The organism is Campylobacter helveticus (assembly GCF_002080395.1).
Lineage (GTDB): Bacteria > Campylobacterota > Campylobacteria > Campylobacterales > Campylobacteraceae > Campylobacter_D > Campylobacter_D helveticus.
Map to the genome: position 1 here is coordinate 1,677,888 of NZ_CP020478.1, position 24,988 is coordinate 1,702,875.

The window sequence follows — 24,988 nt, forward strand, 5'->3', positions numbered from 1 at the left end:
TTAAAAATTAGTAAATTAATCATTTTTTTACACAAATTCACTATAATGAAACTTTATTAATCGGGGCAGGATATGGAAAATCTTATCAGTGGTGCAATTAAATTTATGCAAGAGGATTTTAAGGAACATTCTAAGCTTTTTGAAAGCTTGAAAAATAAGCAAAATCCCCACACTCTTTTTATAGGTTGTTCTGATTCTAGAGTGATACCAAATCTTATTACAAACACAGGACCCGGAGAGCTTTTTGTTATAAGAAACATAGCTAACATTGTCCCACCTTACCGCGTGGGGGAAGATTATCTAGCTACGACTTCAGCAATAGAATACGCGCTTACAAGTTTGCAAATTAAAAATATCGTTGTTTGCGGACATAGTAATTGCGGAGGCTGCAATGCTCTTTATAGCACTGAAGAGGAACTAGAAAAAGTGCCAAATGTTAAAAAATGGCTCACTATGTTAGAGCCTATCAAAAAAGATGTCTTGCTTTTCGCTAATAACGACTTAGCGATGCGTTCTTGGCTCACAGAAAAGCTTAACTTAGTCAATTCTTTGCAAAATATCCTTACTTACCCGGGTGTTGAAAAAGCCTTAAATGAAGGTAAAATTGAAGTACATGCGTGGTATTATATCATCGAAACAGGTGAAATTTATGAATACGACTTTAAAGCCAAAATTTTTACCCTAATTCAAAATAGGAAAAATGTATGAAAAAAATTCTTCTTGCAATCTTTCTTTCTTGTGTTTTGCTCTCCTATACTTTTGGTGAGAATTTAATAGAAAACAACACAAATATAAGAACGGAAAATAGTCTTTTTAACCTTGTGCAAGGCTATGTAGAGCTAAATACCAAAATGAAAGAATACAAACAAGTCAGCGATACAAATTCAAGCACTTATAAACAAATTATCGATGAATTGAATCAAGAGAAACAAAAAATTCTTTCAAGAATACCAGAAATCATCGTCTCACAAGAAGTTGAGCAAAAAGATGTGGATAAATTTTTACAAAAAAAGGAAAGTTTGAAAAAAATTAAAAATAGTAGCCAAAAACAAAGCTTTACCTACATTAATGCTAACCTTGATTTGCTTTATTTGCAAGTTTTAGAAGAATTTTACAATACCCTTACCAAACTCAAAGAGCTATTTAAAAACGCCGCTGGTAGTGAAGATATGATAAAACTTATCGATGAAAGTATGGAAAATTTACAAGCACTTGTAAATATAGACCTTACATCTTACAAAAATAAAATAACAAATACAGCAGAACTAGAAACAATAAATACAAAAGAAGCGCTCATAAAAGAAACATTTACTTCTTATAGCGAAATTTTGAAATATCTTAGAACCAACGCTCGTTTGCTAGAAAGTAACTATCTCTTTAGCGCTCTTGGGCTTCAAGTTTGGATAGATAAAATCAATTCTCTTGTTAATATAGAATTTCTTAATGTCGGTAAAATAACCATCTCTCTACTCGTTTTAGTCTTTTTTATGTCGCTTAGAAAATTCTTTTCTCACATTGTGTATTTTTTCCTCGTAAAGCTCGTTTATCGTGGCAAGGCAAATGCTGATGAGATTAAAACGATGTTTATTGAAAATATTAAAAAGCCTGTGGGTTTTTTACTTGTCATTTACGCCATTAGCCTTTGCCTTACGATAGCTTTTTATCCAGCACCTATGAATTTAGGACTTAGCAACACTTTCTACATCATCTATGCCATTTTCATCGCATGGCTTGTTTTGGCTGTTTTGGATGGATATGGAGTTGTTTTAGTCTCTAAGCTCGCACAAAAAAGCGGTAAAAAAGAAGTCGTTAATCTCATCATCAAAATTTTATATTTTGTCATCATAGTCATCGCCTTTTTGTTTATCCTAGCCCAGCTTGGTTTTAATATCTCCGCCATCATAGCTTCACTGGGAATTGGTGGTTTGGCTGTTGCTTTAGCGGCAAAAGACATTATCGCGAATTTCTTTGCCTCCATACTGCTTTTATTTGACAATAGCTTTAATCAGGGTGATTGGGTTGAGGTTTCTGGTGTAGAGGGAACCGTCGTAGAGACAGGACTTAGAAAAACAACCATTAGGACTTTTGACAATTCCTTAGTCTTCTTGCCAAATTCAGTCATTATGGGAGCAAATATTAAAAACTGGAGCAAAAGACGCATAGGAAGACAGGTAAAAATGTATCTTGGTGTAGGTTATGATGCCTCACCTGAAAAACTAGAAGCTTGTGTTAAAGACTTAAAAGAGCTTTTACACACAAGTCCTTTAGTCGCTCACGCTGATGATAGTGCTTTAAAATACGGCGATAGTTCTGCTAAATACCGCCAAAATCTCGTCTCTATAAACGACCTTGAGGGTTACAAAAACGACTGCTATGTAGGACTTAGTGATTTTGGAGAAAGTAGTATTAATATCGAAATTTATTTTTATACTAAAGCTGTTACAGCGGAGGGCTTTAGAAATGCAAGACAAGCCTTAATGCTTGAATTTATGCGTATTGTAGAAAAACATGGGCTTAGCTTTGCTTTCCCAAGTAGAAGCATTTATATAGAAAATTTACCTCCACTTGATGGGATAGTGAAAAAATGAAATTTGTGCATTTTATATGGAACGGCGAAAAACATTTAGGCGTTTTAAACTCTAAAAATAAAGTTGTTTGCTTTAAGCATTTAGAAATTGAAACTAATGATATGAACGAATTTATTATCCACTATGATAAATTTAAAAGTAAATTAACAAATTTAGATTCTTATCCCGCCATCGAAGTGCCTAAAGAAAGATTTTTAGCGCCTATACTTGAGCCTTTACAAGATATTATTTGTCTTGGAATCAATTTTTTAGACCACGCAAAAGAATCGGCTAAATTTAAAGGCGAGAGTTTTGAAGAGCGAAAATATCCTGTGTATTTTGGCAAAAGAGTGAATTACGCCTCCGCTGCTTATAGTAAAATTCCGCTACACGAAAGTGTTACAAAAAAGCTTGATTATGAATGTGAGTTAGCGTTTATTTTAGCAAAAGACGCTTACAAAATTAAAGCAGACGAAGCGCAAAATTACATCTTTGGTTATACCATTATCAATGAAATTTCAGCTAGAGATTTACAAGCCAAACACAAGCAGTTTTACCGCGCCAAAAGTTTGGAGGGAAGCACTATAATGGGTCCTTGTATCGTAAGTGCTGATGAGATAGCTTATCCGCCAAAGCTTAATCTTAAAAGCTATGTTAATAAAGAGCTTAGGCAAAATTCCAACACAAAATATTTTATCTTTGACATAGCCTATGTTTTAGAGGAATTAAGCGCCGGAATGCGTTTAAAAGCTGGTAGTATCATCTCTATGGGAACGCCAAGTGGCGTAGGTATGGGGCTTAACCCACCACAATTTTTAAAAGATAAAGATGAGGTGCGTTGTGAGATTGAGCAAATCGGCGAACTTTGCAATGTTATCAGCAAAGATTTATAAATTGAGTTGATAAAATCCATTTTTAAGTCGTTTAAAAAGCTTTTTTTCCTCTAGAAATTTAAAAGTAGCGATAATGGTCGGCTTACTTTGCTTTAATTTCTCCTCCAAATCGCTAATTTTAATCATCACAAAACCATTTTCATCAGCATTTTCACAAAGAAAATAAAGTAATTCAAAACGCTTTTTACCTAGAATTTTTTCTAAAGCTTTTTTAAAATTTTCACTCATAAAAAACCTTAAATAAAATAAAAACCCAAGACATTAAAGCAAAAAGCACAGAAAAAAGCACTGCCACGCTACCATAATCCTTAGCCATTTTAGCTTTTTCGTGCCACTCATTTGTGATTAAATCCACACAAGCTTCAATAGCCGAATTTAAAGCTTCCACAATGAGGATAAGCACTAAAACACCCGCTAAAAATAAATGCTCCGCAAGTGTGATGGGTAAAAAGCAATTTAAAACTAAAGCGGGGATAATAACACAAAGTTCTATTTTAAAAGAAGTCTCAAATTTCAGTAAAGCCACCAAACCTTGCAAAGCGTATTTCGCATTAGAAAAAAGAGCATATTTTGGTTTCAATTTCCAGCCTTAAGTTTAGGATTTAAAAAATCAAATTCCTCTTTATAAAATGGTGTTTTAATTTCAAAATATCCCAAAATAGTGCTAAAAATATTATCTTGAGAAAGCTTTATATCTTTATAACGAATAGCAATTTTTTTCAAATTTTCATCATCACTCCACACAATCAAAGGAATATGCGTTTGCGTTTTTGGAGCGATGGCATAAGGCATTGAGTGCAAATAAATTCCATTTTCCCCAAGACTTTCGCCGTGGTCTGAAAGATAAATGAGAGTATTTTGATAACCTTGCATTTTTTTAAGTTCATCGATAATTTCTTCCACGATATAATCAGTATAAAGTATGGAATTATCATAAGTGTTAGCGATTTGCTCAAAAGTGCATTTTGAAAGCTCATTTGTATCGCAAGTGGGAGTAAATTTTTCAAATTCCTTAGGATAGCGTTTATAATAAGCTGGTCCGTGAGAGCCTTGCAAATGCACAACAATTAAATTTGCGGTGTCTAAACCAGCGAGACTTTTTTTAAATTCTTCAATTAAAAAACCATCATATTCTTCATTAAAAATTTTGGCATTTTCTAGCCTTTGACACACCCCTTGACAGCCACCTGAATTATTATCAAGCCACGAAACTTTCACACCAGTTTTAACTAAAAAATCCAAAAGATTTTCTTCATAAATTTGATTAGAAAAATTCTGCCTATTTGAAGCGGAAAACATACAAGGCAAACTTACAGCCGTGGAGGTGCCACAACTTGCAATTTGACTAAAATATATCACGCCTTCGTGGGGGGAGGCAGGATTAGTTTGATTGACGCTATATCCACCAAGGGAATAATTTTTTGCTCTAGCGGTTTCGCCCACTATAAGCACGAGATTTCTTTTTGTAGCATTATTTTCCCTATAAGCTCCCTCACTTAAAATTTTAAGCGCTGGTTTAGAAGCAAGATAAATTTTATAGTAACGCCATAAAGCGTAAAATTGATAAAATGGGGTATTATACATTCTAAGCTCATTATGCTCCCTAAAAAATGGAACAAAGGTTTTTGTAAAAGGCAAAAAAGTGATACAAAAAATTCCACTCGCAACGAAGATATTTAAAAGCTTGATGCCAAGTTGTTTTTTAAATGGGGGATAAACAATTTGAATTTTAAAAATGAAAAAAACCGCAACCAAAACAATTAAAACAACAAACATCAAACGCAAGTTAATTAGGTCAAAAGCCTCTTTAGTGTCTGTATTAAAGACATTATGTATCATATCAGAATCAATTAAAATTCCATAGGTTTGCATAAAATAAGCGCTCATCATCGCCACGATAATGAAAAGCATAGATAAAAATCGACTTAAAAATCGCACAAAAACCAAAGAAAGTATAATATGCACTAAACAAGCATACGCTAAGATAAAAGCTAGAGTAAGCCAAAATGGATTTTGTGATAAATTTTTATAGATAAAAACAAAAGCATTGAAATTTATTAATACGATAATAATTGTATTTAAAAGCACAAATTTAAACCAAGAGATTCTTAGCATCAAGTCCTTTCAGTGTGAAAAATTTAAAGAGCATGATTATATTTTTTTTTCATTAATGTTTAGCAAAATTATGATAAGATTAGCCCTTTTTGAAAGGATAAAAATGAAACTAATTTCGTGGAATGTCAATGGACTAAGGGCAATTTGTGATAAAAATGCACTTGATTGGATTGCAAATGAAAAAATCGATTTTATAGGCTTTCAAGAAATCAAAGCTCACGAAGAAAAATTTCCTAAAAAAATTTATGAATATCCCTTTAAATATATGTATTTTAACTCTGCTAAAAGGGCTGGGTATTCCGGCGTGATGAGCCTTTGTAACTTTGAATGTGAAACAAAAAAATGTGAATTTTTTGATGATGATGAGGGAAGGGTTTTAGAACATCGCTTTAACGATGTCGTGCTTTTTAATATCTATTTTCCTAATGGGCAAAAAGATGAAGAAAGACTTAATTTTAAAATGAAATTTTATGCAGATTTTTTAAAATACTTAGACAAGCTTTTAAAAGAAAAAAAGCACATTATCATTTGTGGCGATGTCAATACAGCCCACAAAGAAATCGACTTAACCCACCCAAAAGCAAACGCTAACACTTCGGGATTTTTACCCATAGAAAGAGCCTGGATAGATGATTTATTAAAACTTGGTTTTATCGATAGTTTTAGAGAAATCAACGGCGATATAAAAGAAAAATACTCGTGGTGGTCTTATAGAATGAAAGCAAGAGAAAGAAATGTAGGCTGGAGAATTGATTATTTTTTCATTTCCAAAGGGTTGAAGTCTAAGCTCAAAAACGCATTTATAAGAGAAGACATTTTTGGCTCAGACCACGCTCCTGTTGGGATAGAGCTTGACATCTAACTCTGCCACAAATGCGTAATGAGGATTTTAAAACCGAGTAAAATTAGCACACCGCCGCCTAGAAATTCAGCTTTACTTTTAAGATAAATTCCAAAACGACTGCCGATTTTTAAAGCCGTAACACAAAAGATAAAGGTAATGCTAGCTATAAGAAAAAGGGCAAGTATAAGCGATACTTGTAAAAAAGCAAAACTCACGCCAACAGCTAAAGCATCGATACTTGTGGCAATCGCAAGGGAGAGCATTGTTTTAAAATGAAAGCCATCATCACTAGGACAGCTTTCCTTTTCAAAACCCTCTTTAATCATTTTAATCCCTATAAAAACTAGCAAAACAAAAGCTATCCAATGGTCGATTTTTGAATAAAAGAACTAAAACTTATGCCGATAAAAAAACCGATCAAAGGCATTAAAGCCCGAAATCCCCAAAATAAGCCCCAACGATAAAATAATGTTTTATCGTGGGAGTCTTTATCTAAAACCCTTACACAAAGACACCGCAAAGGCATCCATCGCCAAAGCACAGGAAAGTAAGATAAGCTCTAAAAGATTCATAACAATTCCTCAAAAAGCAAAATTAATCCTCGCTATCCTCACTTCTTACTTTTTTTACAACTTTCACTCTTTCAATAGAATTTCCGTCCATTTTTTTCACTTCGTAATAGCACAATTCATCTTCAATTCTATCGCCCACCACAGGCAAACGCCCCAAAAGATTAAAGACATAACCACCAATCGTAACTTGCTCCAAATCCTCATCATAAGTAATAAGCAAAAGTTCCTCAACTTTCTCTATATCGCAACGCCCTTGGAATTCATAGATATTATCAGCAAGTTTTTTATAATTATCTTCATCATACTCGCTCTTAATCTCCCCTATAATTTCCTCCATTATATCTTCCATAGTCAAAAGCCCAGCAGTGCCTCCATACTCATCGATAACTAAAGCAGTATGCGAACGCTCCTTATTCATCATTACAAGAACCTTTGAAATGCTAAGATTTTCAGGAACTAAAATCAGCGGCTTAACAAAATCTTCCAAATTTTCACTCTTAACATTTAGCTCATTTTGCACAATATCTCTAATATGCACCATACCCAAAATTGTATCCTTAGAGCCGTCTATATAAGGAAAACGCGTATGTTTATACTCGCAAATGATTTGCATATTTTCACTATAAGATTTTTGCTTGTTAAGACATATCATATCTTTTCTGGGCGTCATCACTTCCTTTGCAACCGTATCACTAAAATCAACAGCATTGCGAATAATCTCCGTTTCAAATTCATCTAAAACTCCGCCCTTTTGACTCTCACTAGCAATAATCTTAATCTCCTCTTCACTATGCGTTAGCTCGTGTTCTTTTGCGGGTTTAATGCCAAAAATTTTAAGTGTCAAAGCCGCCAAAACATCAAAAATTTTAATGCAAGGTAAAAATAAAATCCAAAACCAATGCAAAGGTCTTGCTACCCAAAGCACGGCTTTATCGGCAATAGCTATAGCAATACTCTTTGGCACAAGCTCACCCAAAACCACATGCAAAAGGGTGATAATACTAAAAGCGATAACAAAAGCTATGGTGTGGATTAAAACTGCATTTAAACCCAAATTTAAAAGCGGAACTTCAAGCATTTTAGCAATGGCAGGTTCTCCTATCCAACCCAAAGCTAGAGAACTTAGCGTAATGCCTAACTGACAAGCACTCAAGTAAGTATCGAGCTTAGAGGTTACCTCCAAGGCTTTTTTGGCATTAGGCTTTTTTTCTTTAACAAGCTCTTCAAGCTTAGAACGACGAACCTTAACAATGCTAAATTCGGATAAAACAAAAAAGCCATTTAGGAAAACTAAAGCGAGTGCAACAAAAATCATAAGAATAGAATAACCCGCATCCGTAGCTACAGGTAAATTTTGATTCACAATTTGACTGGGGTCCAATGAAACTCCTTAAAAATAAATATTTAATTATACACAATTAAATATATAAACTTTGCTTAAAAGAAGTAAAATATACTTTATAGAGAAATTGATTTTAAGGTTTTGAAATCAATTTCTAGAGTAAGGTCAAAACCTCATATTAATTTTTAACAAGATAATGAGTGCAACCATCATTAGCCACCTCTTTTTTATAATTATTATCAATAAATTTATTAATCAACTCTTTAAAACTACTACAACCATAATTTTTTGGATTAAAGTCTGGATATTTGCGTTGCATTATCGGAGGAATTTGGGAATATTCTGCACGATTTTTCTCCTCGATAAGCTGGTCGATAGTATTAAAAAGCTCTTTGATTAATTCATCGCTTTTTTCTTGCTTTTTATTTAAATAATGAAACTCATTAAAAGCATTAATATAAGATTGATTTGCTTTATTTTCCACTATACCCACAACTTGTTTTTTATTTTCTCTTAATTTATGCACTAAAGGAATGTAATCGCTATCACTTGAAACAATGATGAAAATTTCAATATCCTTTTCATAAAACATACTCATCGCATCCGCCATTAGATACATATCGCTTGAATTTTTGCGGTTAAATTTGAAATTTTGTATCGCAATGATAGAATGTTTGGCGATTTCATCTTTCCAACCACCTACCACTTGACTTGTCCAGTCCGCATAAATTTTTTTGATGATAGGCTCTCCATAACTTGAAGCAATATTAAAAATATCTTTGGCATATTTAAAGCTAATATTTTCAGCATCGATGAAAATGGCTACGCTTTTATTTTCCATTGTTTTTCCTTTTGAAACTCCCCCTTAATTTAGGAGGAGGAATTTTTAATTATTTTTTAGGCGGGTTATTGCCGCGACCGCCACCACTTGGATTACCAGTAGTGCTTGGACCATTAGGTGGTCTAGGATTACCATTTGGCATTTTATTATCCTCCTTTCTATCAAAATGCCAGATCTTAACAAAAAAAAAAAAAAACAATTTGTCAATACATATACTCTTTATTGTAAAAAAGCATTTAAAAATAGAGGAATAAAAAATAAGAGAAAAAAGGGGAGGATAAACTCCCCTAAATTTACGCAGGATAAACAGAAACTTTTTTTCTATCTTTGTCTTTTCTTTCAAATTTGACAAAGCCATCAATGAGAGCGAAGATAGTGTGGTCCTTACCTATACCTACATTATTTCCAGCGTGGGTAGCTGTACCTCTTTGACGGATGATGATATTACCCGCACGGACAAATTCTCCACCAAATTTCTTCACACCTAAACGGCGTCCTATGGAGTCGCGGTTATTTTGAGTTGAGCCTTGACCTTTCTTGTGTGCCATTTTTTACTCCTTAAGCTTTAATTTCTTTAACAACAACGCGAGTAAATTGTCTTCTAAAGCCTCTTTTTAGCTTAGAATCTTTTCTGCGTCTTTTTTTGTAAATTACAACCTTTTTATCTTTTCCGTGATTTATCACTTCCAAGACGACTTTTGCACCCGCTACAAAAGGCGCACCTACCTTTAATTCTTTATCATTGACAGCAAGAACTTCGCTTACCTCAATGTTTGCCTTGCTTTCAGCTTCAAAATAATCAAGCTTTAGCTCATCGCCAACGCTTACCTTATACTGCTTTCCGCTATGTTTGATAATAGCATACATTGCTCTTCCTTTAAAATGGTAGTCCTACAAAGCACCAAAACTGGATTTAAAAGCTTTAGTAGTTAAAGGGGCTAATTCTACAAAATTTAACTTTAAAATTTGTTAAAATCCAAGCTTTACGCCTCCACCTTCTTCAACCTCATAATTTGCATCGCGTCCTATGGTATAGCCATTTCCGTTGCCATTGCTACCCAAAGGACGGCATATATCGCCCACTTTCACGCTACCTTCAGTGATTTTTGCATAAGAAAGTTTAGGTGTGGAGCGTGTGATTTCTATGCTACCACTTTTAGTTTCTATCCTACCTGTAACTTCTTTTGTATAAGAATCTTTCACAGCCTTACCCAAAGAAAAACACTCATAGGTGTCGCCTTGATTTAAGCTTTGCGAAAAAACAATTTCATCGTTTTCTACACTTGCCACTTTCAAAGGATAAATTGCATTTAAAATATCGCCGGAAATACGACCAGCAATTTGACCTAAAGCTTGCTCATTTGCATTTAAACTATCGTCTTTAAGGGACACTTTCATTGAAAGCGTATTGGCAAATTTAATCTGCCTTGTTGCGAACAAAAGAACGCGGTAATCCACAACCACTTCCGCTTCCATTTTAGTTTTCCCTGTAAGATTGCTTGTTTTTTGTTTGCCATCAAGTCCCGAAATTGCAAAAAGTAAAATATAATCTGTCCCTAGCACATTTTTAAGCTTATAAATTTCATCTTTCGCACTATTGCCACTTTTAATAATGGCTTTTTCCATTTCATAATAGCCATTAGAATCCCTATCTAAGACATTGAATTTTCTACTTTGTAAAAGATTTGCGATAATTTTTTGTTGCAGAGCAACCCCTATGCCCCTTTTTCTAGGGTCTGGCGTAGAGTCAAAAACGGTGATACTTCTACGACTATCTGCACTTAGCCCGGGAGCTTGATATTTTTTGGTTGTTGTTGTTTTAAAAATTGTAACATTTGCCACAAATTTGCCATTTGTATCCTGCTCCACACTATTGATTTCATAAGTATCGGCTCTACCTTTTGTAACTTTTGAAATTTGTTCGCTATAGTTATCTTGTATGGTTGCACCTGAGCCATCTGTAGAAACATTAAGGTTAGATTGCTTAAGTGAGTTGATATTTACACCACTCATTTTTCCCATAGCCTCAATAATGGCATTATTTATCGCCTCTTCTCTGGTTAAGCCCATCCCCTCACCAGTGCTTGATTTTGTAGAAGTTGTGCTGACTACTTTTGCATTAAGACTTAAACTTAATAATAAGCTTAAAAAAAGAATTTTAATTAACCTCATATCTATCCTTAAAAATCATCTACGCTATTAACAACATTAGAGCTTCTTTGTATGTTTGATGACCTTTTTTCTTTGATTTGAGATTGCGAATTTGATTTTAACGCTTCATTTGTATTTTCCACATTTGCATAAGAATAAAATCTCACAACGCCAACATGCTCTATGCCATTTTCACTTGTATAGCTCCACTTTTTAAGAGTGCGTATCCCTTTGATACTTCCACTTGCACTAGCTTTAACCTTCTTATTTACTTTATCAATGATATTTGTAATGCTTTTGGTTTGCTCTTCGGTTGAGCCATCATTCACATTGATAGTTTGTTTAATAAGCTCTTCATAATTATCCCCTGTAACCTCTTCATTTTTAAGGCTTAAGTTGGTATTGATAAATTCAATAATAGCCGCATCCGCCATAGTCATAGCAGTATCTTTGGCTCTATCTTCTAAAATATTAGTTTTTTTAGCATTGCTAGAATCTGCGACATAACCCCAATTTCCATAACTTAAAATAATAGGCGCACCATTTTCATCATACACTAAACGAATTCCATATTCATTTAAAAAGCCTTTTTGCTCTTTTGGCAAATACTCGCTTACAGCCTTACCCTTGCCCTTAATGGTGCTTTTTCTAGCTAGTGCCATATCTTTAGCCAATTGACGCGTTTTGCTAGAAACCACAGCGATAACTCCCACATCATACTCGCCTCTTCTTTGTGTGATTATCGTTTGCACGGGGATAAGTCCGTTCATTGAGCCTACCGCTGTTGTCATAGTTTTGCTGATAAATTCTTCCTTTAATAAAGTCTTTTTCCTCTCCTCACTTAAGGAATTTGCATTAATACCCAAATCACCCAAGGCGCTATCAAGTTTTGCACCCGCTAATTGTGTCAATTTATCTAAAATTTGGTCCATTTTATCGCCTTTTGGCAACTCTTCAAATTCTCTTGCATTGGTGGAATTGTCCGCCTCATAACTTTGAATTTTACTTGTAGCTATCCTACCGAAACTATCTCTTATATATTCAGTTTGTAAATTTAGCATAGCTTTTTGATAGGCGTTTTGTAAAGCCTGTGCAAATTGTGGGTCCGTATCATTTACAGCCACTGATGCTTTACCTGTATAAAATGTTTTGCCGTCTTTTGTTTCGCCATATTTTATACCAAAATCATTTGAAAATTCTTCAAAAAATTCATCTAGCGATTTTGGGGTAATATCTTTGGTGCTTGCATCAGACATTTCATTTTGAGTGTCGATGTCTTGTTGAGAAATTTCTACAGGTTGTGAGCCTTGTGCGTAAAGAAATCCCGCAAACGCCACCAAACTAATTAACAATATCTTTTTCATTTTTATCCTTTAAATTTTTATGAAAAACTCTAAGCCTCACAAAGCTTAGAGCAAAATATAATGCTTAACTTACCAAGTTACGCTCTTGCTTGAGCCTGTTTTATCGATAGTTTTTTCATCTTCCCAATACACAAGCCCTGAATTTAAATCCGTAAGTCTTAGTAAAAAGAAGTATTCCACTTGAGTTTTGCCATTGCTAAGCTTGACATTATCTTGACGAATTTTCCCCGCTAAAGAATAATCAGGCGAAACAAGTGTGCCTTTTTTGGCTATGGTGTTTTGATTAAATTCGTCATTATCTCTAAGCTCTCTTACATCTTCACTCATACTATCCAACGCCCCTCCAGCCGCTACTGCTGAAGTTAGCACAAATTTGCCAGATTTTCTTAAAGCTGTGGTAATTTTTGCAGTTAATTTTTCAGTATCAATTCTTTGTGGAGTGTCATTGACAACTCTACCAATCGCAATCACTTTTCTAGTCCCCGGCTTAATATTTGCAAAAGCTGGGTCGCTAAGCATACTATTTATCATAGTCTCTGCTGTATTTTCAAAATCTTCTCTATCAAGTCCTAAAGTTAAAGCGTCGCCTTTTTTAACCTGAGAAGCCTTGCCATCTGTATAAGTGCTTTGCACACAACCGCTTAAAAATAAAGCTCCCGCTAGAGCTACCGTTAAAAATTTTGTTTTTTTCATTGTTTTGTCCTTTCGTTAGTTTTTTGTTTTCATATCGATTCTAAAATCCACCGCTCTTTTGTCAAAAGCAAGTTTTCTTAAAATCACCTCTTGATTGGCTGGAAGTCTTATAAGCTGATAATCTTCTTTCACGGAATTTCTCAACACAAAACCATCTTTATCTAGCCAATCCACCTTATAAAACACATCTTTTGCAAAAGTGCTTTTTAAAACAAGTTCAAATTCTAAAAAGCCATTATCATTAGTGCGTTGTTTCATTTGCTTAATAAGACTTTTAGGCAAATTTGAGCTTAAATTTGCACTATTCATCTCAAAATTACTTTGCGTAGGGGCACACGCACATAAAAAAAGTGCCGCAAAAAATAAAAAATACTTTTTCATTGCAAACCTATTTTTCTATCACGCTGACATTTGCAGGTAATACAGGCGAAAAAGAACGCACAAGCACAAGAGCATTTTTATTTTTATCTAAATTGGAGTTAAAAATTTCTACCCCTTGCGGATTTTTCACGCTTAACTCGCCTTTGTTTTCTACCATAACGACTGAGATATTTTTCGGTAAGCCTCTCCAACTTCTCACATCAGCCGCATTTGTCGCTGCTGTCGCCACAGAGCTTGCCAAAGTGAACCAACCACCTGTATTGTCATTATTTGCCACAACTAAATTAAGGCTTGTTTTAAGTATAGTTTGAGCCAAAGCTTTAGTAATCATTGCTGGCATATTAAGCTTAAATTCTGTCGCAACAATATCATCTAAATCTACAATTTGCTTGCTCTTTTCTCCATTTGCGCTAACAAATTCAAAAGAAGGCTCTCTTTTCTTCAATGTTTGCAAAGCTACACTTGTGCTAATCACTTTTTTATCCACTAAAAAAGGAAGTGTTAGAGTAAAATCATCTTTTATCACGCCAAAGCCATTTTCATAAACGACAAAAATATATTTTTTCTTGCTTTTGGAAAGTCTTTGCGAAGAACTTTTAAAAAGCTTTGCTTGTTTCCCAATTTCCGCATTTTTAGGATTTATAACCGCCACCTCTCTAAAAAGGTCATTTGCTTTTCTATAATCTCTATCCATAAAGAAAAACACCGAAGCTAAATAAGTCGCATAAGGATTTACAAATTTCTTGGTCGTATCGAAAGATTCGAATAAATGCTCGTATTCTTTATTGATAACCTTAGCATTTTCATTCATATTTTGTTTATAATTTGGGTCTTCTTTAGCTTTTTTAAGCTCTTCTCTATTTTTTTCAATCTCTTTTGCAAAATATTCTTTAGCCTTTTCTTGACGCATTAGAGCGCGGTTAAATTCCACTCTGGCGTTTTCATAATCATTTAAGCTCATAAAATTCAAGCCCTTATAAACATTAACCATAATTCTTTCATACAAAGAACCCTCATAATCGACTATGGTATCATTAATTAAAGTTGTTGCAACGACCTTAGCACCCTTTTTGCCGACATTTTGTAAATCCACATCATATTTATAAGACTCTTCAGCCTTATCAAAAAAGACATTACTTTTATTAAAATCTCCACAATTTCTAGCGATTAAGCCTACATTTAAGCCCGTGTAAATTACATCATCATTTTTTTCTAATTTTTGCAAATTTGTAGCGAAAAAATTCTCATCACAATACTTATTTACCAAAGCATTTTCAAAGGTTGCATTTGTTTTAGCACCATTTGAGCAAGCACTAAATAATAAAGCTCCCAAACCAATAAGGACTAAACTAAATTTAAATTTCATTAAAACTCCTAAAATTTAAAATAAAACTTGGATTATAACAAAAAAAAAAAAAAATAAACAAAGGAAATATTTGAAGAATTCCCGCTTAAGCGGGAATTTAATTAGAATAGTGAAACGACCAAGAAGCCTAAAGCTACGGCAATCGCGATTGCCAAAACGCCTGGCAAGAAGAAAGCGTGGTTAAAGATAAATTTACCTATTCTTGTTGAGCCTGTATCGTCCATTTGCACTGCACCAAGCAAAGTTGGATAAGTTGGTAAAACGAAAAGTGCAGAAACCGCCGCAAAACAAGCCACGAGCATAGCAGAATCTGTAACTGTTGCTATACCTAAAGCAGAAATGATAACAGGGGTAATCGCCTTAGCTGTAGCTGCTTGAGAATAAAGAAGCATACTAGCAAAGAAAAATGCCACTGCTAATAAAGCTGGAGTTTGTTTAACCCACTCACCAGCGACATCTTTAATCGCTTGTTCGTGTCCCGCAACGAAAGTATTTCCAAGCCAAGCCACACCAAATACACAAACACAAGCTGTCATACCACTTTTAAATACGCTAGTATCTAAAATTTTGCCCGGCTCTACCTTACAAAGCCAAGTAATCAAAGCCGCAGCGGTAAGCAAGAAGCTCATAATGGCTGCATCTCTAGGCATAATCACAGGGTCAATCCACTTGATATTATTTGAAATTGCAGTTGCGTATAAAACCACAGCCAAAACTGTAAATAGGAAAATTCCCACAGAAAGTTTTGCGCCTGGCTTATCTGTGCCGTGAAGAATTTCGCCTGCATCTTTAACCAAACCAGCCTTTAAACGCTCTTGATATACAGGGTCTTTACTCAAATCAAGCGGAGTGATAAGGCTAACGATGAAAGCAGTTAGCATACAAGCAATGAAAGTTGTGGCAATCCAAATTCCTATCAAGGTAGGATAATTCCAGCCAAATCCCTCTAGCACACCACTCATATAAACCACAGCTGCACTTACTGGAGATGCTGTAATGCCAATTTGTGAAGAAACAACCATCAAAGAAAGAGGTGCTGAAGGTCTTATGTTTTGAGACTTAGCCACATCAACAACAACAGGCATAAGGGAGAATACCGCATTTCCTGTTCCTGCCAAGATAGTAAGTAGCCAACCACAAGCTGGAGCTAGGTAGTTGATAAATCTAGGATTTGCTCTTAAAAGCTTTTCAACCACACGCACCATATAATCAAGTCCGCCAGCTTGCTGCATTGCTGAAATGGCAGCGATTGCAGCGGCAATGATTAAGATAACATCCCAAGGAATGCTTCCTGGCTTCATACCTAAAACAAGTGATAAAATCACAACACCAAGCCCACCAGCATAGCCAATCGCTATACCACCCAATCTAATACCGACAAATATCGCCCCCAAAAGAACGATAAGTTCTAAAATAACCATAATATCCATAATTTTCCTTGTGCAAGAAAAGCTTAATTAAGCTTTTCTTTTTTCTTTCATTTGAGGATTTAACATATTTTCAGGGTCTAAAATTTTGTCAATTTCCTCTTTTGTCAAATAGCCTCTTTCAAGACAGATATCACCCACAGCTTTTCCTGTTTGTAGGGCTTCTTTAGCCATACTTGCGGACTTTTCATAGCCTAGGACAGGATTAAAGGCTGTAACGATACCGATGGAATTTAGCACGAGTTTTTTGCAGGCTTCAGGATTAGCCTTTAAGCCTTTTACTGCTTTATTTGCTAGGGTTTTCATAGCATTTTCAAGTAAAATTAAAGAATTAAACAAGCCATAAGCAATGCCCGGTTCAAAAGCATTAAGTTCAAATTCACCTCTTTCAGAGCAAAGCATAATTGTAACATCGTTGCCAATAACTTCATAACAAGCCTCACCAACAACCTCACAAATTACAGGATTAACTTTACCTGGCATAATAGAACTTCCCGGCTGCATCGCAGGAAGGGTAATTTCACCTAATCCACATCTAGGACCTGAGTTCATAAGTCTTAAGTCATTTGCAATTTTAGAAAGTCTTACTGCGGCAGTTTTTAGACAACCGCTTACATAAACGAAATCGGCTGTATCTTGAGTTGCAGCGATTAAATCTTCAGCAGGAGTGAATTTGACGCCTGTGATTTCTTTAAGTTTTTTCTCAACAACATTTTTATAATCAGGATGGCAGTTAATTCCTGTTCCTATTGCAGTTGCACCTAGATTTAGAACAGCCATTGATTCTCTTGCACGAGTTAATTTTTCTATATCACTTTTAATATAGCTTGCAAAGGCGTTGAAAGTATTACCCAAAGTTGTAGGAACAGCGTCTTCAAGTTCAGTCCTACCCATTTTAATCATATCTTTATATTCTTTTGCTTTGATTTCGAGCTCGTTTTTAAGCTCTTCCATAGCCTTAAGTAAGTCGCCAAGCTTAGCGTGTGTAGCAACTTTAATAGAGCTTGGATAAGTGTCATTTGTAGATTGCCCTAAATTTGTATGGTCGTTTGGATGGAGATATTGATATTCGCCTTTTTTATGTCCCATACTCTCCAATGCGATATTTGTTAAAACTTCATTAACATTCATATTTGTGCTTGTGCCAGCACCGCCTTGAATCATATCGACAACAAACTGGTCTAAAAACTCACCTGCAATTAATCTATCACAAGCTTTCGCAAGAGCATCTGCTTTGTCAGCATCAAGAACGCCCACTTCCTTATTTGCTAAAGCTGCAGCTTTTTTAACTTGCGCAAAAGCCTTAATGAAGAAAGGATAGTTCTTTAAGCTTCTTCCACTCATATGGAAATTCTCAAGCGCCCTAAAGGTTTGAACTCCATAATACACATCATCAGAGATTTCAAGTTCACCGATGAAATCGTGTTCTTTTCTTGTTCCCATTTTGAACCTTTCTAAGTAATTTAGATTATTTTATGCAAATTTATGCAAACTGCAATTTGCATAAAAATTTCTTAATTGTAACTCAAAATATTTAATAAAAACTTAATAGGTTAAAATTGGTAAAATTATAGAATTTCTAGGATAGGATTTATCTTTATTTTGTTAAAATATTAACAAAATTTAAATAATGGAAAAGAAAATGCAAGAAATTGCCATAAACCCACAAAATATTAAAATCAATCCAGACTGGAAAGAATTTTTAAAAGAAGAATTTGAAAAACCTTACTTTTTAAACATCAAAAGGTACTATGTGGAGGCTTTAAAAATGGGTAAAACTATCTATCCACCTGCTAAATTTACTTTTAATGCTTTCAATCTTACGCCCTTAAATCGGGTTAAAATCGTTCTTTTAGGGCAAGACCCATACCACGCACCACATCAAGCTATGGGATTAAGTTTTTCTGTGCCAAATGGGGTAAAAATTCCGCCTAGTCTTAGAAATATTTTTAAAGAATTAAATGAAGATTTGGGTATAAAAATCCAAAAAGATGGCGATTTATCTTCTTGGGCGGCACAGGGGGTGTTGCTTTTAAATTCTATACTTAGCGTTGAAGAAAATAAACCCGCAAGTCATAATAATTGGGGTTGGCAAGAATTTAGCGATGCAGTTATTAAAAAACTTAGTTTTGAAAAAGAGGGGTTAATTTTTCTTTTATGGGGGAATTATGCAAAAAGCAAAAAACCTCTTATCGATATACGAAAGCATTTTGTTTTAGAAGCAGCCCACCCTAGTCCTTTAGCACGGAGTGGATTTTTAGGCTGCAAACATTTTTCTAAAAGCAATGCTATTTTACAAAATTTAGGCAAAGAACCCATAAAATGGGAATTATAAGAACATCGCTATTGCCGTGCCAATAATTAGCAAAGGTCCATTATAAAAGATAAAAGTTGGTATGCAAGTATCTTTTATATGGTCGTGCTGTTTATCGGCGTTTAGCCCCACACTGACGCCTAAAGTTGTTTCACTTGCAGGACTTCCCGCATCTCCCAACGCCCCCGCTACACCGATGATAAAAATAATCAAACTTACAGAAAAGCCAAGCTCTAAACAAATAGGACAAAACAAAGTCGCTATGATAGGAATTGTTCCAAAAGAAGTTCCTATACCCATAGTAATCACAAGTCCTATAAGAAGCATTGCAAAGATAGCTAAAAATTTATTCCCTTCAACGAAGGGAATGACAGCATTTACAAGCTCTTCTACCGCTCCGCTTTGTTTTAAAACCTCACCATAACCAGCCGCTACAAGCATTACAAAAGCGATAAAGCCCATCATTTTAAGCCCATCGTCAAACACTAAATCAACTTTTTTATAGCTCACACCGCCTAAAACTATCATCAAAATAAAGCCCAAAAGCCCTGATAGTGGTAAATTTTGCGTTATAATTTGACAAACAAGCGTTAGGATAAGTCCCGCTAAAACGCCCCATTCTTTACGAGTCATTTTAATTGCGTCATAATTCATATTTTTAATTGCTATTTCTTGATATTCTCTAGGTTTAGAATAAAAGATAAAAATAGAAGTTAAAAGACCAAAAAGCATACAAAAAGCCGCCAAGAACATCGTGCTAGTAACATCGTTTAAGCTTACGCTTACGCCATTTTGATTTAAATTATCCACAAGTAAATTTTGAAAAATAAGTCCAAAACCTAGAGGCAAAACCATATAAGGCGTGGTAAGTCCAAAAGTTAAGGCACACGCAACGCCTCTGCGGTCAATTTTAAGCTTATTGAAAAGCACGAGCAAAGGGGGGATTAAAATCGGCACAAAAGCCACGTGGATAGGCACTAAATTTTGCGAAAAACAAGCGATTATCGCCAAAGAAAGCACAAGTAAATATTTTTTATGCGAGATAAAATGGCTGACGATTTTAATCAAAAAAGCCGTTAAATTTGTCTTAGAAATCGCCGCCGCAATAGCCCCTAGTAAGATATAGCTAAGAGCTGTTTGTAAATTACCTTTCATACCATCAATGAGGGTATTCATAGTTTCAAGCATAGGAATTTGCGACACAAGCCCAGCAACCAAAGCGGAGATTAACACACTTAGCAAAACATTAAAACGAAACAAACATAAAATTATCATCACTAAAACGCTGATAATGATAGGATTAGTCAAAAGCATTATTTTCCTTTAAATTTAAAAGAAGTATTTTAGAAAATCTTTGATTAAAAATTTATTTAGTCTTATCTTTACTTATTTAAAAACCCATCAAATTCATCAATAAATGCTTGATTTTTGCTTATATCTTTATTTATAAAAAATGGTAAAGATTCTAATGTCAATATTTGATTTGTATCTGTGTCAAGCTTTTTGCCCTTTAGCATTGCTAGAAAATCCTCTTTCCAACTATCTTTAGGAGCTAAATGCTCTCCCTTTGTCTCCATAAAACATTGAATACTTAAAAACTTATCATTCCTTTCACTCAATTTTTTGCCAAAGAAAATAAAATCAGGCTCAAAGCCCATTCCATAAGTTACTTCATTTACGCGATTATCATAAATTTTAAATTCTTTAAATCCCTCATTTCTTATAATAAACCATTGAGAAAACATCTTATCAATATCATCTTTTCTGCTCTCTATAAATTCCAAAAATTCTCTTTCTAGCTTACTATCATAACAAAATGTCTTATGATATAGCCAAGTGAATCTAGAATCTTCAAAATTATCATCATTTTTAAAGATTATTCTATCGCCTATATTAAATTTATGAGACTGAAACTCACTTACTTCATATTCTTGCTTGATACTTTGCTTTAAGGATTTAAAATTTTCCAAAATATACTTTGCTATTTCAAGTTTATTTTCCATATTAAATGTTTGTTTTTTTGAAAAGCATACATATATTTTTTTTAAATAATTTTCTATAAAATCCCTTTTGCTTTTAAAGTCAAGATTCTTATTAATTTCTTTAAAACTAAGCCCTAACATATTCATTGCTTTAAGAAAATATTTGGTATCTATAATAGATTCAAGCGTTGAAGAGTTTTGTAAATCATATTCTTCTTTCACAATCTCAAATTTCTCTTCACTTTCTTTTATAGAGTTTGAAAAAAGTGGAATTTGCAGTCCCTTTATTTTCTGCTCTATTTCAGCTCTTGTCATAGAGAAAAGTTGTAAATCCCCTCTTCTAATCCTTTTATTACTGGCATAATAAATTTTGTTATCATCAATAATAGGCTTTATCTTTTCATTGACAATTAAATCTACACGCCTTTTTTCTTCTTCAAATAACAAGCCTTGCTTATTCATACTTTCATTAAGATTCTTAATAAATGCGACATCATTAATGGTATGATAGCTTAGTCTCTCTAATGCGTTTAGCTCATTGTCCAAGTCGTTATCATATTTTCTTATATAAATAGAATCACTATCAAACATAAATGATGGGTCTTTAAAAGGATAATATCTAGCACCTCTTCCTATAAGCTGAACTTCCTTAGTCGTAATAGTTTTGCTAACTTTACTGCCTCCAAGTCTTACTATATCAAAAAGATTTAGCACATCCCAACCCTCATTGAGTTTATCTACTGAAAAAATCACTCTTATTTCATTGCTTGTATCCTCCAAAGTATTTAATAATACTTGATTTTTTTCAAGCTCTTTTTCATCATTTGTATTTAATATATACAATGATTTAAAATTATTCTTTAAAAAGTTGATAATGCTATTTGCATACGACAAGCCATATTCTTTTTTAAAAAATTCTAAGCTTTTATGTAAAAGCTCACTCTCTTTATCAATATTTTCATAAAAGCTACTTATTTGAGAAGCTTCTAAATTTTCTAAAAAATTTATAAAAAACTCTTCATTTTGCTTTGATTCATTTATAGATTCACTTTTATACATTATTACAGGTTTTAGTATTATGTTATGCTTTTGTGCGAGTAGCTCTCTATAAAGGCTTGTTAGCATACTGCCTAAGATTCTATACTCTAAAGTTTCATTGTTATATTTTGTTAGAAATATCCGTTTAGAATAGCCGTCTTTGCAAAACTCTTTTAAAGCATATTCATAAATTATTTTATTTGTATATTTTTCTAAAACATTAGCCTCTTGTGGTATCGTAGCACTAAATTCAAATAATAAATTTTCTTTATTGCTTTCATAAGCCTTTGTTATGATTGTCTCCCAACCCTCTTTATTTTCTTTTTCACTTTTACTTTTAGTATCGCTATTTAAATGATGTGCTTCATCAGCTAATAACACAATCTTTTTATCCACTAAATCACTAAAGCTTAAAGAATTTTCCCTTTCTGTTTTAAATAAAGAAAACAAAGCCTGTATAGTCGTAAAATGTATATTGATACATTCATCTTTACTTTCACTGAGATTATTAATAATATTAATCTCTACATTTTCAGAATCTATATTGATACTCTCTTTAAAAAGGTATTTACTTGAATATTTATCAGCAAAATTCGCCTTAGTTTTTTCTAATATAGAATTAGAATTTACAAAGAAAATAAAATCTCTATATCCCCTTTTATAGCAATCAAGTATCAAGCCAGCCATTATCAGCGTTTTCCCACTGCCTGTTGCCATATTAAACATTAAGTGATTTTGTTTTATAGAATCTACATTAGCATAATAATATTTCAGTGCTTTTTCTTGGTAGATTCTTAGCTCTTTGGATAAATTTTCTTTGATATACAAAGGTATCTCTATATCTTCCAGCCCTCTTTTTCCAAACTCTTCTAGTAAGGTCTCATATAACTTTTTATTAAACATTATTTTCCTTTTTTGTCATTGCGAGATTTTACATTAGCAAAATCGTGGCAATCCCCATAAAAGATTCTATTTAGCTCTATTGTTTCATCGCTTATTGCATAATCCTTATCTTCTATATCCCCATATAGCACATAGTCCATATTAGAATCTAAAATGTCTAGCAAAACTTCTTTTTTCTCTTGTAAATCTAATTCTTTAAACTCTTTATCTTTTAAAATACTATCTAAATCTATACGATAATCCAAAAAAGCTTTAGATTCTAAATCTTTGTAAATAGAATCTAGCATTTTTTCATCATTTATATTTTTTATTCTCTCTTTATACGCTACATTTAAAGGCATAAGCTCTGCATAGATAAAGCTCCCACCTCCTTGCCAATCTACCGCTTTGCTAATCCCCCCTTGCTCTCCATTTATCACCTTTTTAAGCCGCTCTTTTGTGATAGATTCTATATAGTCCATTTGCTCTATGCCTATAAATTGTCTTTTCATTTTATGTGCTACGGCTAGAGTTGTGCCACTACCTGCAAAAAAGTCCATTACTAAATCTGGCGTCGTCTCTTGCGTGCTTTTGCGGGAGTCTTCGCTCTCGGCTCGGTCATTTATGTTTAATAAACTCCCTTCGCCTCGAGCTTGACAACCCACAAAATCATCACAAAATCCTTCCGCCACCGCCCTTGTAGATATTTCAATAATATATTTCATAAGTGCTTCGGGTTTTGGATTATTAAACACTTTTGTATCAAAAAGGGCTTTATTTTCCTTGCTTCCTACGCCACTTCCCACAAAGTCAGCAAAGCTTTTGGGCGGATTTTCCTTTTCTATTATCGCATAGTAGTTGCCATTTTCATCTTGTTTGACTTGTTTAGAATCTAGCCATTCTTTGCGTAAAACAGAATAGCCATTTTTACCAGCTTTAATAAGAATCCTATCAAGCTCATTAAGCGTTTTTTCCAGCGCCCATTTCCAGCGCCCATTTCCAGCACCCATTTTTGGAGGGCGTATCGGCACATAGCCTTGCTTTATCAACTCTTCATTATCGTTATATAACTCATCGTGGTTTGTTATAGTTTTTACAGAATCTTTATCATAATCTAAAAGTGGTTTTATATCTTTTGTTTGCGGATTGTAGTAAAAGGTATAGCCTAAATTTGGTCTATTCTCTAAGCTTCCGCCATCGCCCCCACCCATAGTAAGCCCTGCTCCCTCGTAGTAGAATCTGCCTGTTTTTTCATCTTTAAAGGCTTTTACTTTTACCTTTTGCTTGATTTTATAAATGGGTTTAGATTCTATATTTTTAGCATAGCATAGGATATATTCTTGGTTTCTTTGCATTGTATCGGCATCATTTTGTGCGTTACCTTTAAGCCATACAATACACCCTACAAAATTATCTCTCCCAAAAATCTCATCACAAAGCACTTTTAAATAAGCCTGTTCGTTGTCATCGCATTGTATAAATATCACGCCATCATCTCTTAAAAAATCCCTTGCTATTTCAAGGCGATTTTTCATAAAGGTAAGCCAAGTAGAGTGGTTAAAATTGTCATTATAATTAAAGCTATCATTGCCTGTGTTATAAGGTGGGTCAATATAGATTAGTTTTACTTTATTTGCAAACTTCTTTTTTAGAGAGTGCAAAGCTAAAAGGTTATTGCCTTTTATTAAAAGATTAGCATTGTTAAGATTTTCTTTTAAATCCCCTTGCCCTATAAGCTCAAAATTTTGCAAAGCTTTTCTAGCAAATAGCACATCTATTTCATCTTTTGCTAGAATCTCATTGAAAAATATCTCATTCTTTTTATCCTCATCTTTACTTTGTCCGCCTTTTATCACGCCATCTTTAAAAGCAAAGTTTAGCACGACTTCATTATTTGTTTTTAAAAAGCTTTTTGTTTTAAATCCTAGTCCTATTTTATTTGTATAACTTGTGAAGCTACCGCTTAAATTTCTAAGGTCTAAAAAGGTCAAAAAGTCATTAAGCTTAAAAATATAAGTGTTATTTCGCACAATAAAAAATCTATTCTTAAACTCATCTTTGTATGTGCTTTGCTCTAAAAGATAACAAAACAATTTTTCATCATAGCTTTGTGCTAAATTTCTAATATGCTTTAGAGTTTCAAAGCGATTTTCTAAATCTTGTAATAATTCATTTTTCATACATTCTCCTTCAAGCTTAGTCTAGCAAATGAAAAC

22 protein-coding genes and 1 pseudogene are annotated in these 24,988 nt (G+C 33.8%); 5 read left to right on the forward strand and 18 right to left on the reverse strand.

Annotated elements, in window-relative coordinates; genetic code table 11:
* Positions 1–72 precede the first annotated feature (72 nt).
* Genes CHELV3228_RS08870 through CHELV3228_RS08880 form a run of 3 tightly spaced genes read left to right on the forward strand, consistent with a single transcriptional unit; the run spans position 73 to position 3,460 of the window.
* Positions 73–708, forward strand: a complete 636-nt coding sequence (locus CHELV3228_RS08870) for a carbonic anhydrase (RefSeq protein ID WP_082200642.1) — start codon at positions 73–75, stop codon at positions 706–708.
* On the forward strand, positions 705–2,588 hold the full coding sequence (locus CHELV3228_RS08875; RefSeq protein WP_082200643.1) for a mechanosensitive ion channel family protein: 1,884 nt from the start codon (positions 705–707) through the stop codon (positions 2,586–2,588). Before CHELV3228_RS08870 ends, CHELV3228_RS08875 begins: the two co-directional genes overlap by 4 nt.
* Positions 2,585–3,460 carry a fumarylacetoacetate hydrolase family protein gene (locus CHELV3228_RS08880; protein WP_082200644.1) on the forward strand — a complete coding sequence of 292 codons (876 nt, stop codon included), beginning with the start codon at positions 2,585–2,587 and terminating at the stop codon, positions 3,458–3,460. The genes CHELV3228_RS08875 and CHELV3228_RS08880 overlap by 4 nt, the downstream gene beginning before the upstream one ends.
* On the opposite strand, the gene CHELV3228_RS08885 is transcribed toward CHELV3228_RS08880, so the two are convergent.
* The 3 genes from CHELV3228_RS08885 to CHELV3228_RS08895 are packed head-to-tail and all read right to left on the reverse strand — an operon-like array spanning position 3,455 to position 5,575.
* On the reverse strand, positions 3,455–3,688 hold the full coding sequence (locus CHELV3228_RS08885) for a replication/maintenance protein RepL (RefSeq protein ID WP_082200645.1): 234 nt from the start codon (positions 3,686–3,688) through the stop codon (positions 3,455–3,457). The genes CHELV3228_RS08880 and CHELV3228_RS08885 overlap by 6 nt on opposite strands.
* Positions 3,681–4,040 (reverse strand): diacylglycerol kinase, encoded by a 360-nt coding sequence (locus tag CHELV3228_RS08890; RefSeq protein ID WP_082200646.1) that lies wholly within the window; start codon positions 4,038–4,040, stop codon positions 3,681–3,683. Before CHELV3228_RS08890 ends, CHELV3228_RS08885 begins: the two co-directional genes overlap by 8 nt.
* Positions 4,037–5,575, reverse strand: a complete 1,539-nt coding sequence (locus CHELV3228_RS08895) for a phosphoethanolamine transferase (protein WP_082200647.1) — start codon at positions 5,573–5,575, stop codon at positions 4,037–4,039. The genes CHELV3228_RS08890 and CHELV3228_RS08895 overlap by 4 nt, the downstream gene beginning before the upstream one ends.
* A 103-nt stretch (positions 5,576–5,678) precedes the next feature.
* Here CHELV3228_RS08895 and CHELV3228_RS08900 point away from each other — a divergent pair, with 103 nt between their 5' ends.
* Complete coding sequence (locus CHELV3228_RS08900; RefSeq protein WP_082200792.1) at positions 5,679–6,437, forward strand: exodeoxyribonuclease III; 759 nt, start codon at positions 5,679–5,681, stop codon at positions 6,435–6,437.
* Here CHELV3228_RS08900 and CHELV3228_RS08905 read toward each other — a convergent pair.
* The 12 genes and pseudogenes from CHELV3228_RS08905 to CHELV3228_RS08960 all read right to left on the reverse strand — a co-directional run bounded on the left by CHELV3228_RS08905 (position 6,434) and on the right by CHELV3228_RS08960 (position 17,999).
* Positions 6,434–6,991 (reverse strand): annotated as a pseudogene (locus CHELV3228_RS08905) (manganese efflux pump MntP). The gene CHELV3228_RS08900 and the pseudogene CHELV3228_RS08905 sit on opposite strands and share 4 nt — an antisense overlap.
* Positions 6,992–7,013: 22 nt before the next feature.
* Entirely contained in the window at positions 7,014–8,372 is a 1,359-nt protein-coding gene (locus CHELV3228_RS08910) for a hemolysin family protein (RefSeq protein ID WP_082200648.1), read from the reverse strand.
* A 139-nt stretch (positions 8,373–8,511) separates the two neighbouring features.
* A complete protein-coding gene (locus tag CHELV3228_RS08915; RefSeq protein WP_082200649.1) occupies positions 8,512–9,174 on the reverse strand; it encodes an NYN domain-containing protein in 663 nt (220 codons plus the stop codon).
* A 293-nt stretch (positions 9,175–9,467) separates the two neighbouring features.
* On the reverse strand, positions 9,468–9,722 hold the full coding sequence (gene rpmA, locus CHELV3228_RS08920; protein ID WP_002778821.1) for a 50S ribosomal protein L27: 255 nt from the start codon (positions 9,720–9,722) through the stop codon (positions 9,468–9,470).
* Between the two features lie 10 nt (positions 9,723–9,732).
* On the reverse strand, positions 9,733–10,041 hold the full coding sequence (gene rplU, locus CHELV3228_RS08925; RefSeq protein ID WP_082200650.1) for a 50S ribosomal protein L21: 309 nt from the start codon (positions 10,039–10,041) through the stop codon (positions 9,733–9,735).
* A 102-nt stretch (positions 10,042–10,143) separates the two neighbouring features.
* Positions 10,144–11,346 carry a CsgG/HfaB family protein gene (locus tag CHELV3228_RS08930; protein WP_082200651.1) on the reverse strand — a complete coding sequence of 401 codons (1,203 nt, stop codon included), beginning with the start codon at positions 11,344–11,346 and terminating at the stop codon, positions 10,144–10,146.
* 8 nt (positions 11,347–11,354) lie between these two features.
* The gene (locus tag CHELV3228_RS08935) at positions 11,355–12,689 is read right to left on the reverse strand and encodes a DUF6844 domain-containing protein (RefSeq protein WP_082200652.1); all 1,335 of its coding nucleotides are present in this window, start codon (positions 12,687–12,689) and stop codon (positions 11,355–11,357) included.
* A gap of 69 nt (positions 12,690–12,758) precedes the next feature.
* Positions 12,759–13,382, reverse strand: a complete 624-nt coding sequence (lpoB, locus tag CHELV3228_RS08940; protein WP_082200653.1) for a penicillin-binding protein activator LpoB — start codon at positions 13,380–13,382, stop codon at positions 12,759–12,761.
* Positions 13,383–13,397: 15 nt separating this feature from the next.
* Positions 13,398–13,763: a DUF1425 domain-containing protein gene (locus CHELV3228_RS08945; RefSeq protein ID WP_082200654.1), complete on the reverse strand. Its 366-nt coding sequence runs from the start codon at positions 13,761–13,763 to the stop codon at positions 13,398–13,400.
* A gap of 7 nt (positions 13,764–13,770) precedes the next feature.
* The gene (locus CHELV3228_RS08950) at positions 13,771–15,129 is read right to left on the reverse strand and encodes a COG3014 family protein (protein WP_082200655.1); all 1,359 of its coding nucleotides are present in this window, start codon (positions 15,127–15,129) and stop codon (positions 13,771–13,773) included.
* Between the two features lie 101 nt (positions 15,130–15,230).
* Entirely contained in the window at positions 15,231–16,559 is a 1,329-nt protein-coding gene (locus tag CHELV3228_RS08955; protein ID WP_082200656.1) for an anaerobic C4-dicarboxylate transporter, read from the reverse strand.
* Between the two features lie 27 nt (positions 16,560–16,586).
* Positions 16,587–17,999, reverse strand: coding sequence for an aspartate ammonia-lyase (locus CHELV3228_RS08960; RefSeq protein ID WP_082200657.1), 1,413 nt, complete (start codon positions 17,997–17,999; stop codon positions 16,587–16,589).
* A gap of 199 nt (positions 18,000–18,198) precedes the next feature.
* Here CHELV3228_RS08960 and ung point away from each other — a divergent pair, with 199 nt between their 5' ends.
* On the forward strand, positions 18,199–18,891 hold the full coding sequence (gene ung, locus CHELV3228_RS08965; RefSeq protein ID WP_082200658.1) for a uracil-DNA glycosylase: 693 nt from the start codon (positions 18,199–18,201) through the stop codon (positions 18,889–18,891).
* On the opposite strand, the gene CHELV3228_RS08970 is transcribed toward ung, so the two are convergent.
* The 3 genes from CHELV3228_RS08970 to CHELV3228_RS08980 form a co-directional block, all read right to left on the reverse strand.
* Positions 18,886–20,184, reverse strand: a complete 1,299-nt coding sequence (locus tag CHELV3228_RS08970) for a Na+/H+ antiporter family protein (protein WP_082200659.1) — start codon at positions 20,182–20,184, stop codon at positions 18,886–18,888. The two genes, ung and CHELV3228_RS08970, sit on opposite strands and share 6 nt — an antisense overlap.
* Positions 20,185–20,252: 68 nt before the next feature.
* The gene (locus tag CHELV3228_RS08975; protein WP_082200660.1) at positions 20,253–22,793 is read right to left on the reverse strand and encodes a DEAD/DEAH box helicase family protein; all 2,541 of its coding nucleotides are present in this window, start codon (positions 22,791–22,793) and stop codon (positions 20,253–20,255) included.
* Positions 22,793–24,952 (reverse strand): site-specific DNA-methyltransferase, encoded by a 2,160-nt coding sequence (locus tag CHELV3228_RS08980; RefSeq protein ID WP_082200661.1) that lies wholly within the window; start codon positions 24,950–24,952, stop codon positions 22,793–22,795. Before CHELV3228_RS08980 ends, CHELV3228_RS08975 begins: the two co-directional genes overlap by 1 nt.
* Positions 24,953–24,988 lie beyond the last annotated feature (36 nt).

Excerpts from the sequence above, each read along its gene's own strand:
- CHELV3228_RS08870 (WP_082200642.1), top strand. The coding sequence starts at position 73 with ATGGAAAATCTTATCAGTGGTGCAATTAAATTTATGCAAGAGGATTTT.
- CHELV3228_RS08945 (WP_082200654.1), bottom strand. The coding sequence starts at position 13,763 with ATGAAAAAGTATTTTTTATTTTTTGCGGCACTTTTTTTATGTGCGTGT.
- rplU (WP_082200650.1), bottom strand. The coding sequence starts at position 10,041 with ATGTATGCTATTATCAAACATAGCGGAAAGCAGTATAAGGTAAGCGTT.
- CHELV3228_RS08880 (WP_082200644.1), top strand. The coding sequence starts at position 2,585 with ATGAAATTTGTGCATTTTATATGGAACGGCGAAAAACATTTAGGCGTT.
- CHELV3228_RS08960 (WP_082200657.1), bottom strand. The coding sequence starts at position 17,999 with ATGGGAACAAGAAAAGAACACGATTTCATCGGTGAACTTGAAATCTCT.
- ung (WP_082200658.1), top strand. The coding sequence starts at position 18,199 with ATGCAAGAAATTGCCATAAACCCACAAAATATTAAAATCAATCCAGAC.
- CHELV3228_RS08885 (WP_082200645.1), bottom strand. The coding sequence starts at position 3,688 with ATGAGTGAAAATTTTAAAAAAGCTTTAGAAAAAATTCTAGGTAAAAAG.
- CHELV3228_RS08970 (WP_082200659.1), bottom strand. The coding sequence starts at position 20,184 with ATGCTTTTGACTAATCCTATCATTATCAGCGTTTTAGTGATGATAATT.
- CHELV3228_RS08975 (WP_082200660.1), bottom strand. The coding sequence starts at position 22,793 with ATGTTTAATAAAAAGTTATATGAGACCTTACTAGAAGAGTTTGGAAAA.
- CHELV3228_RS08980 (WP_082200661.1), bottom strand. The coding sequence starts at position 24,952 with ATGAAAAATGAATTATTACAAGATTTAGAAAATCGCTTTGAAACTCTA.
- CHELV3228_RS08955 (WP_082200656.1), bottom strand. The coding sequence starts at position 16,559 with ATGGATATTATGGTTATTTTAGAACTTATCGTTCTTTTGGGGGCGATA.
- CHELV3228_RS08875 (WP_082200643.1), top strand. The coding sequence starts at position 705 with ATGAAAAAAATTCTTCTTGCAATCTTTCTTTCTTGTGTTTTGCTCTCC.
- CHELV3228_RS08950 (WP_082200655.1), bottom strand. The coding sequence starts at position 15,129 with ATGAAATTTAAATTTAGTTTAGTCCTTATTGGTTTGGGAGCTTTATTA.
- CHELV3228_RS08915 (WP_082200649.1), bottom strand. The coding sequence starts at position 9,174 with ATGGAAAATAAAAGCGTAGCCATTTTCATCGATGCTGAAAATATTAGC.
- CHELV3228_RS08895 (WP_082200647.1), bottom strand. The coding sequence starts at position 5,575 with ATGCTAAGAATCTCTTGGTTTAAATTTGTGCTTTTAAATACAATTATT.
- CHELV3228_RS08930 (WP_082200651.1), bottom strand. The coding sequence starts at position 11,346 with ATGAGGTTAATTAAAATTCTTTTTTTAAGCTTATTATTAAGTTTAAGT.
- CHELV3228_RS08935 (WP_082200652.1), bottom strand. The coding sequence starts at position 12,689 with ATGAAAAAGATATTGTTAATTAGTTTGGTGGCGTTTGCGGGATTTCTT.
- CHELV3228_RS08900 (WP_082200792.1), top strand. The coding sequence starts at position 5,679 with ATGAAACTAATTTCGTGGAATGTCAATGGACTAAGGGCAATTTGTGAT.
- lpoB (WP_082200653.1), bottom strand. The coding sequence starts at position 13,382 with ATGAAAAAAACAAAATTTTTAACGGTAGCTCTAGCGGGAGCTTTATTT.
- rpmA (WP_002778821.1), bottom strand. The coding sequence starts at position 9,722 with ATGGCACACAAGAAAGGTCAAGGCTCAACTCAAAATAACCGCGACTCC.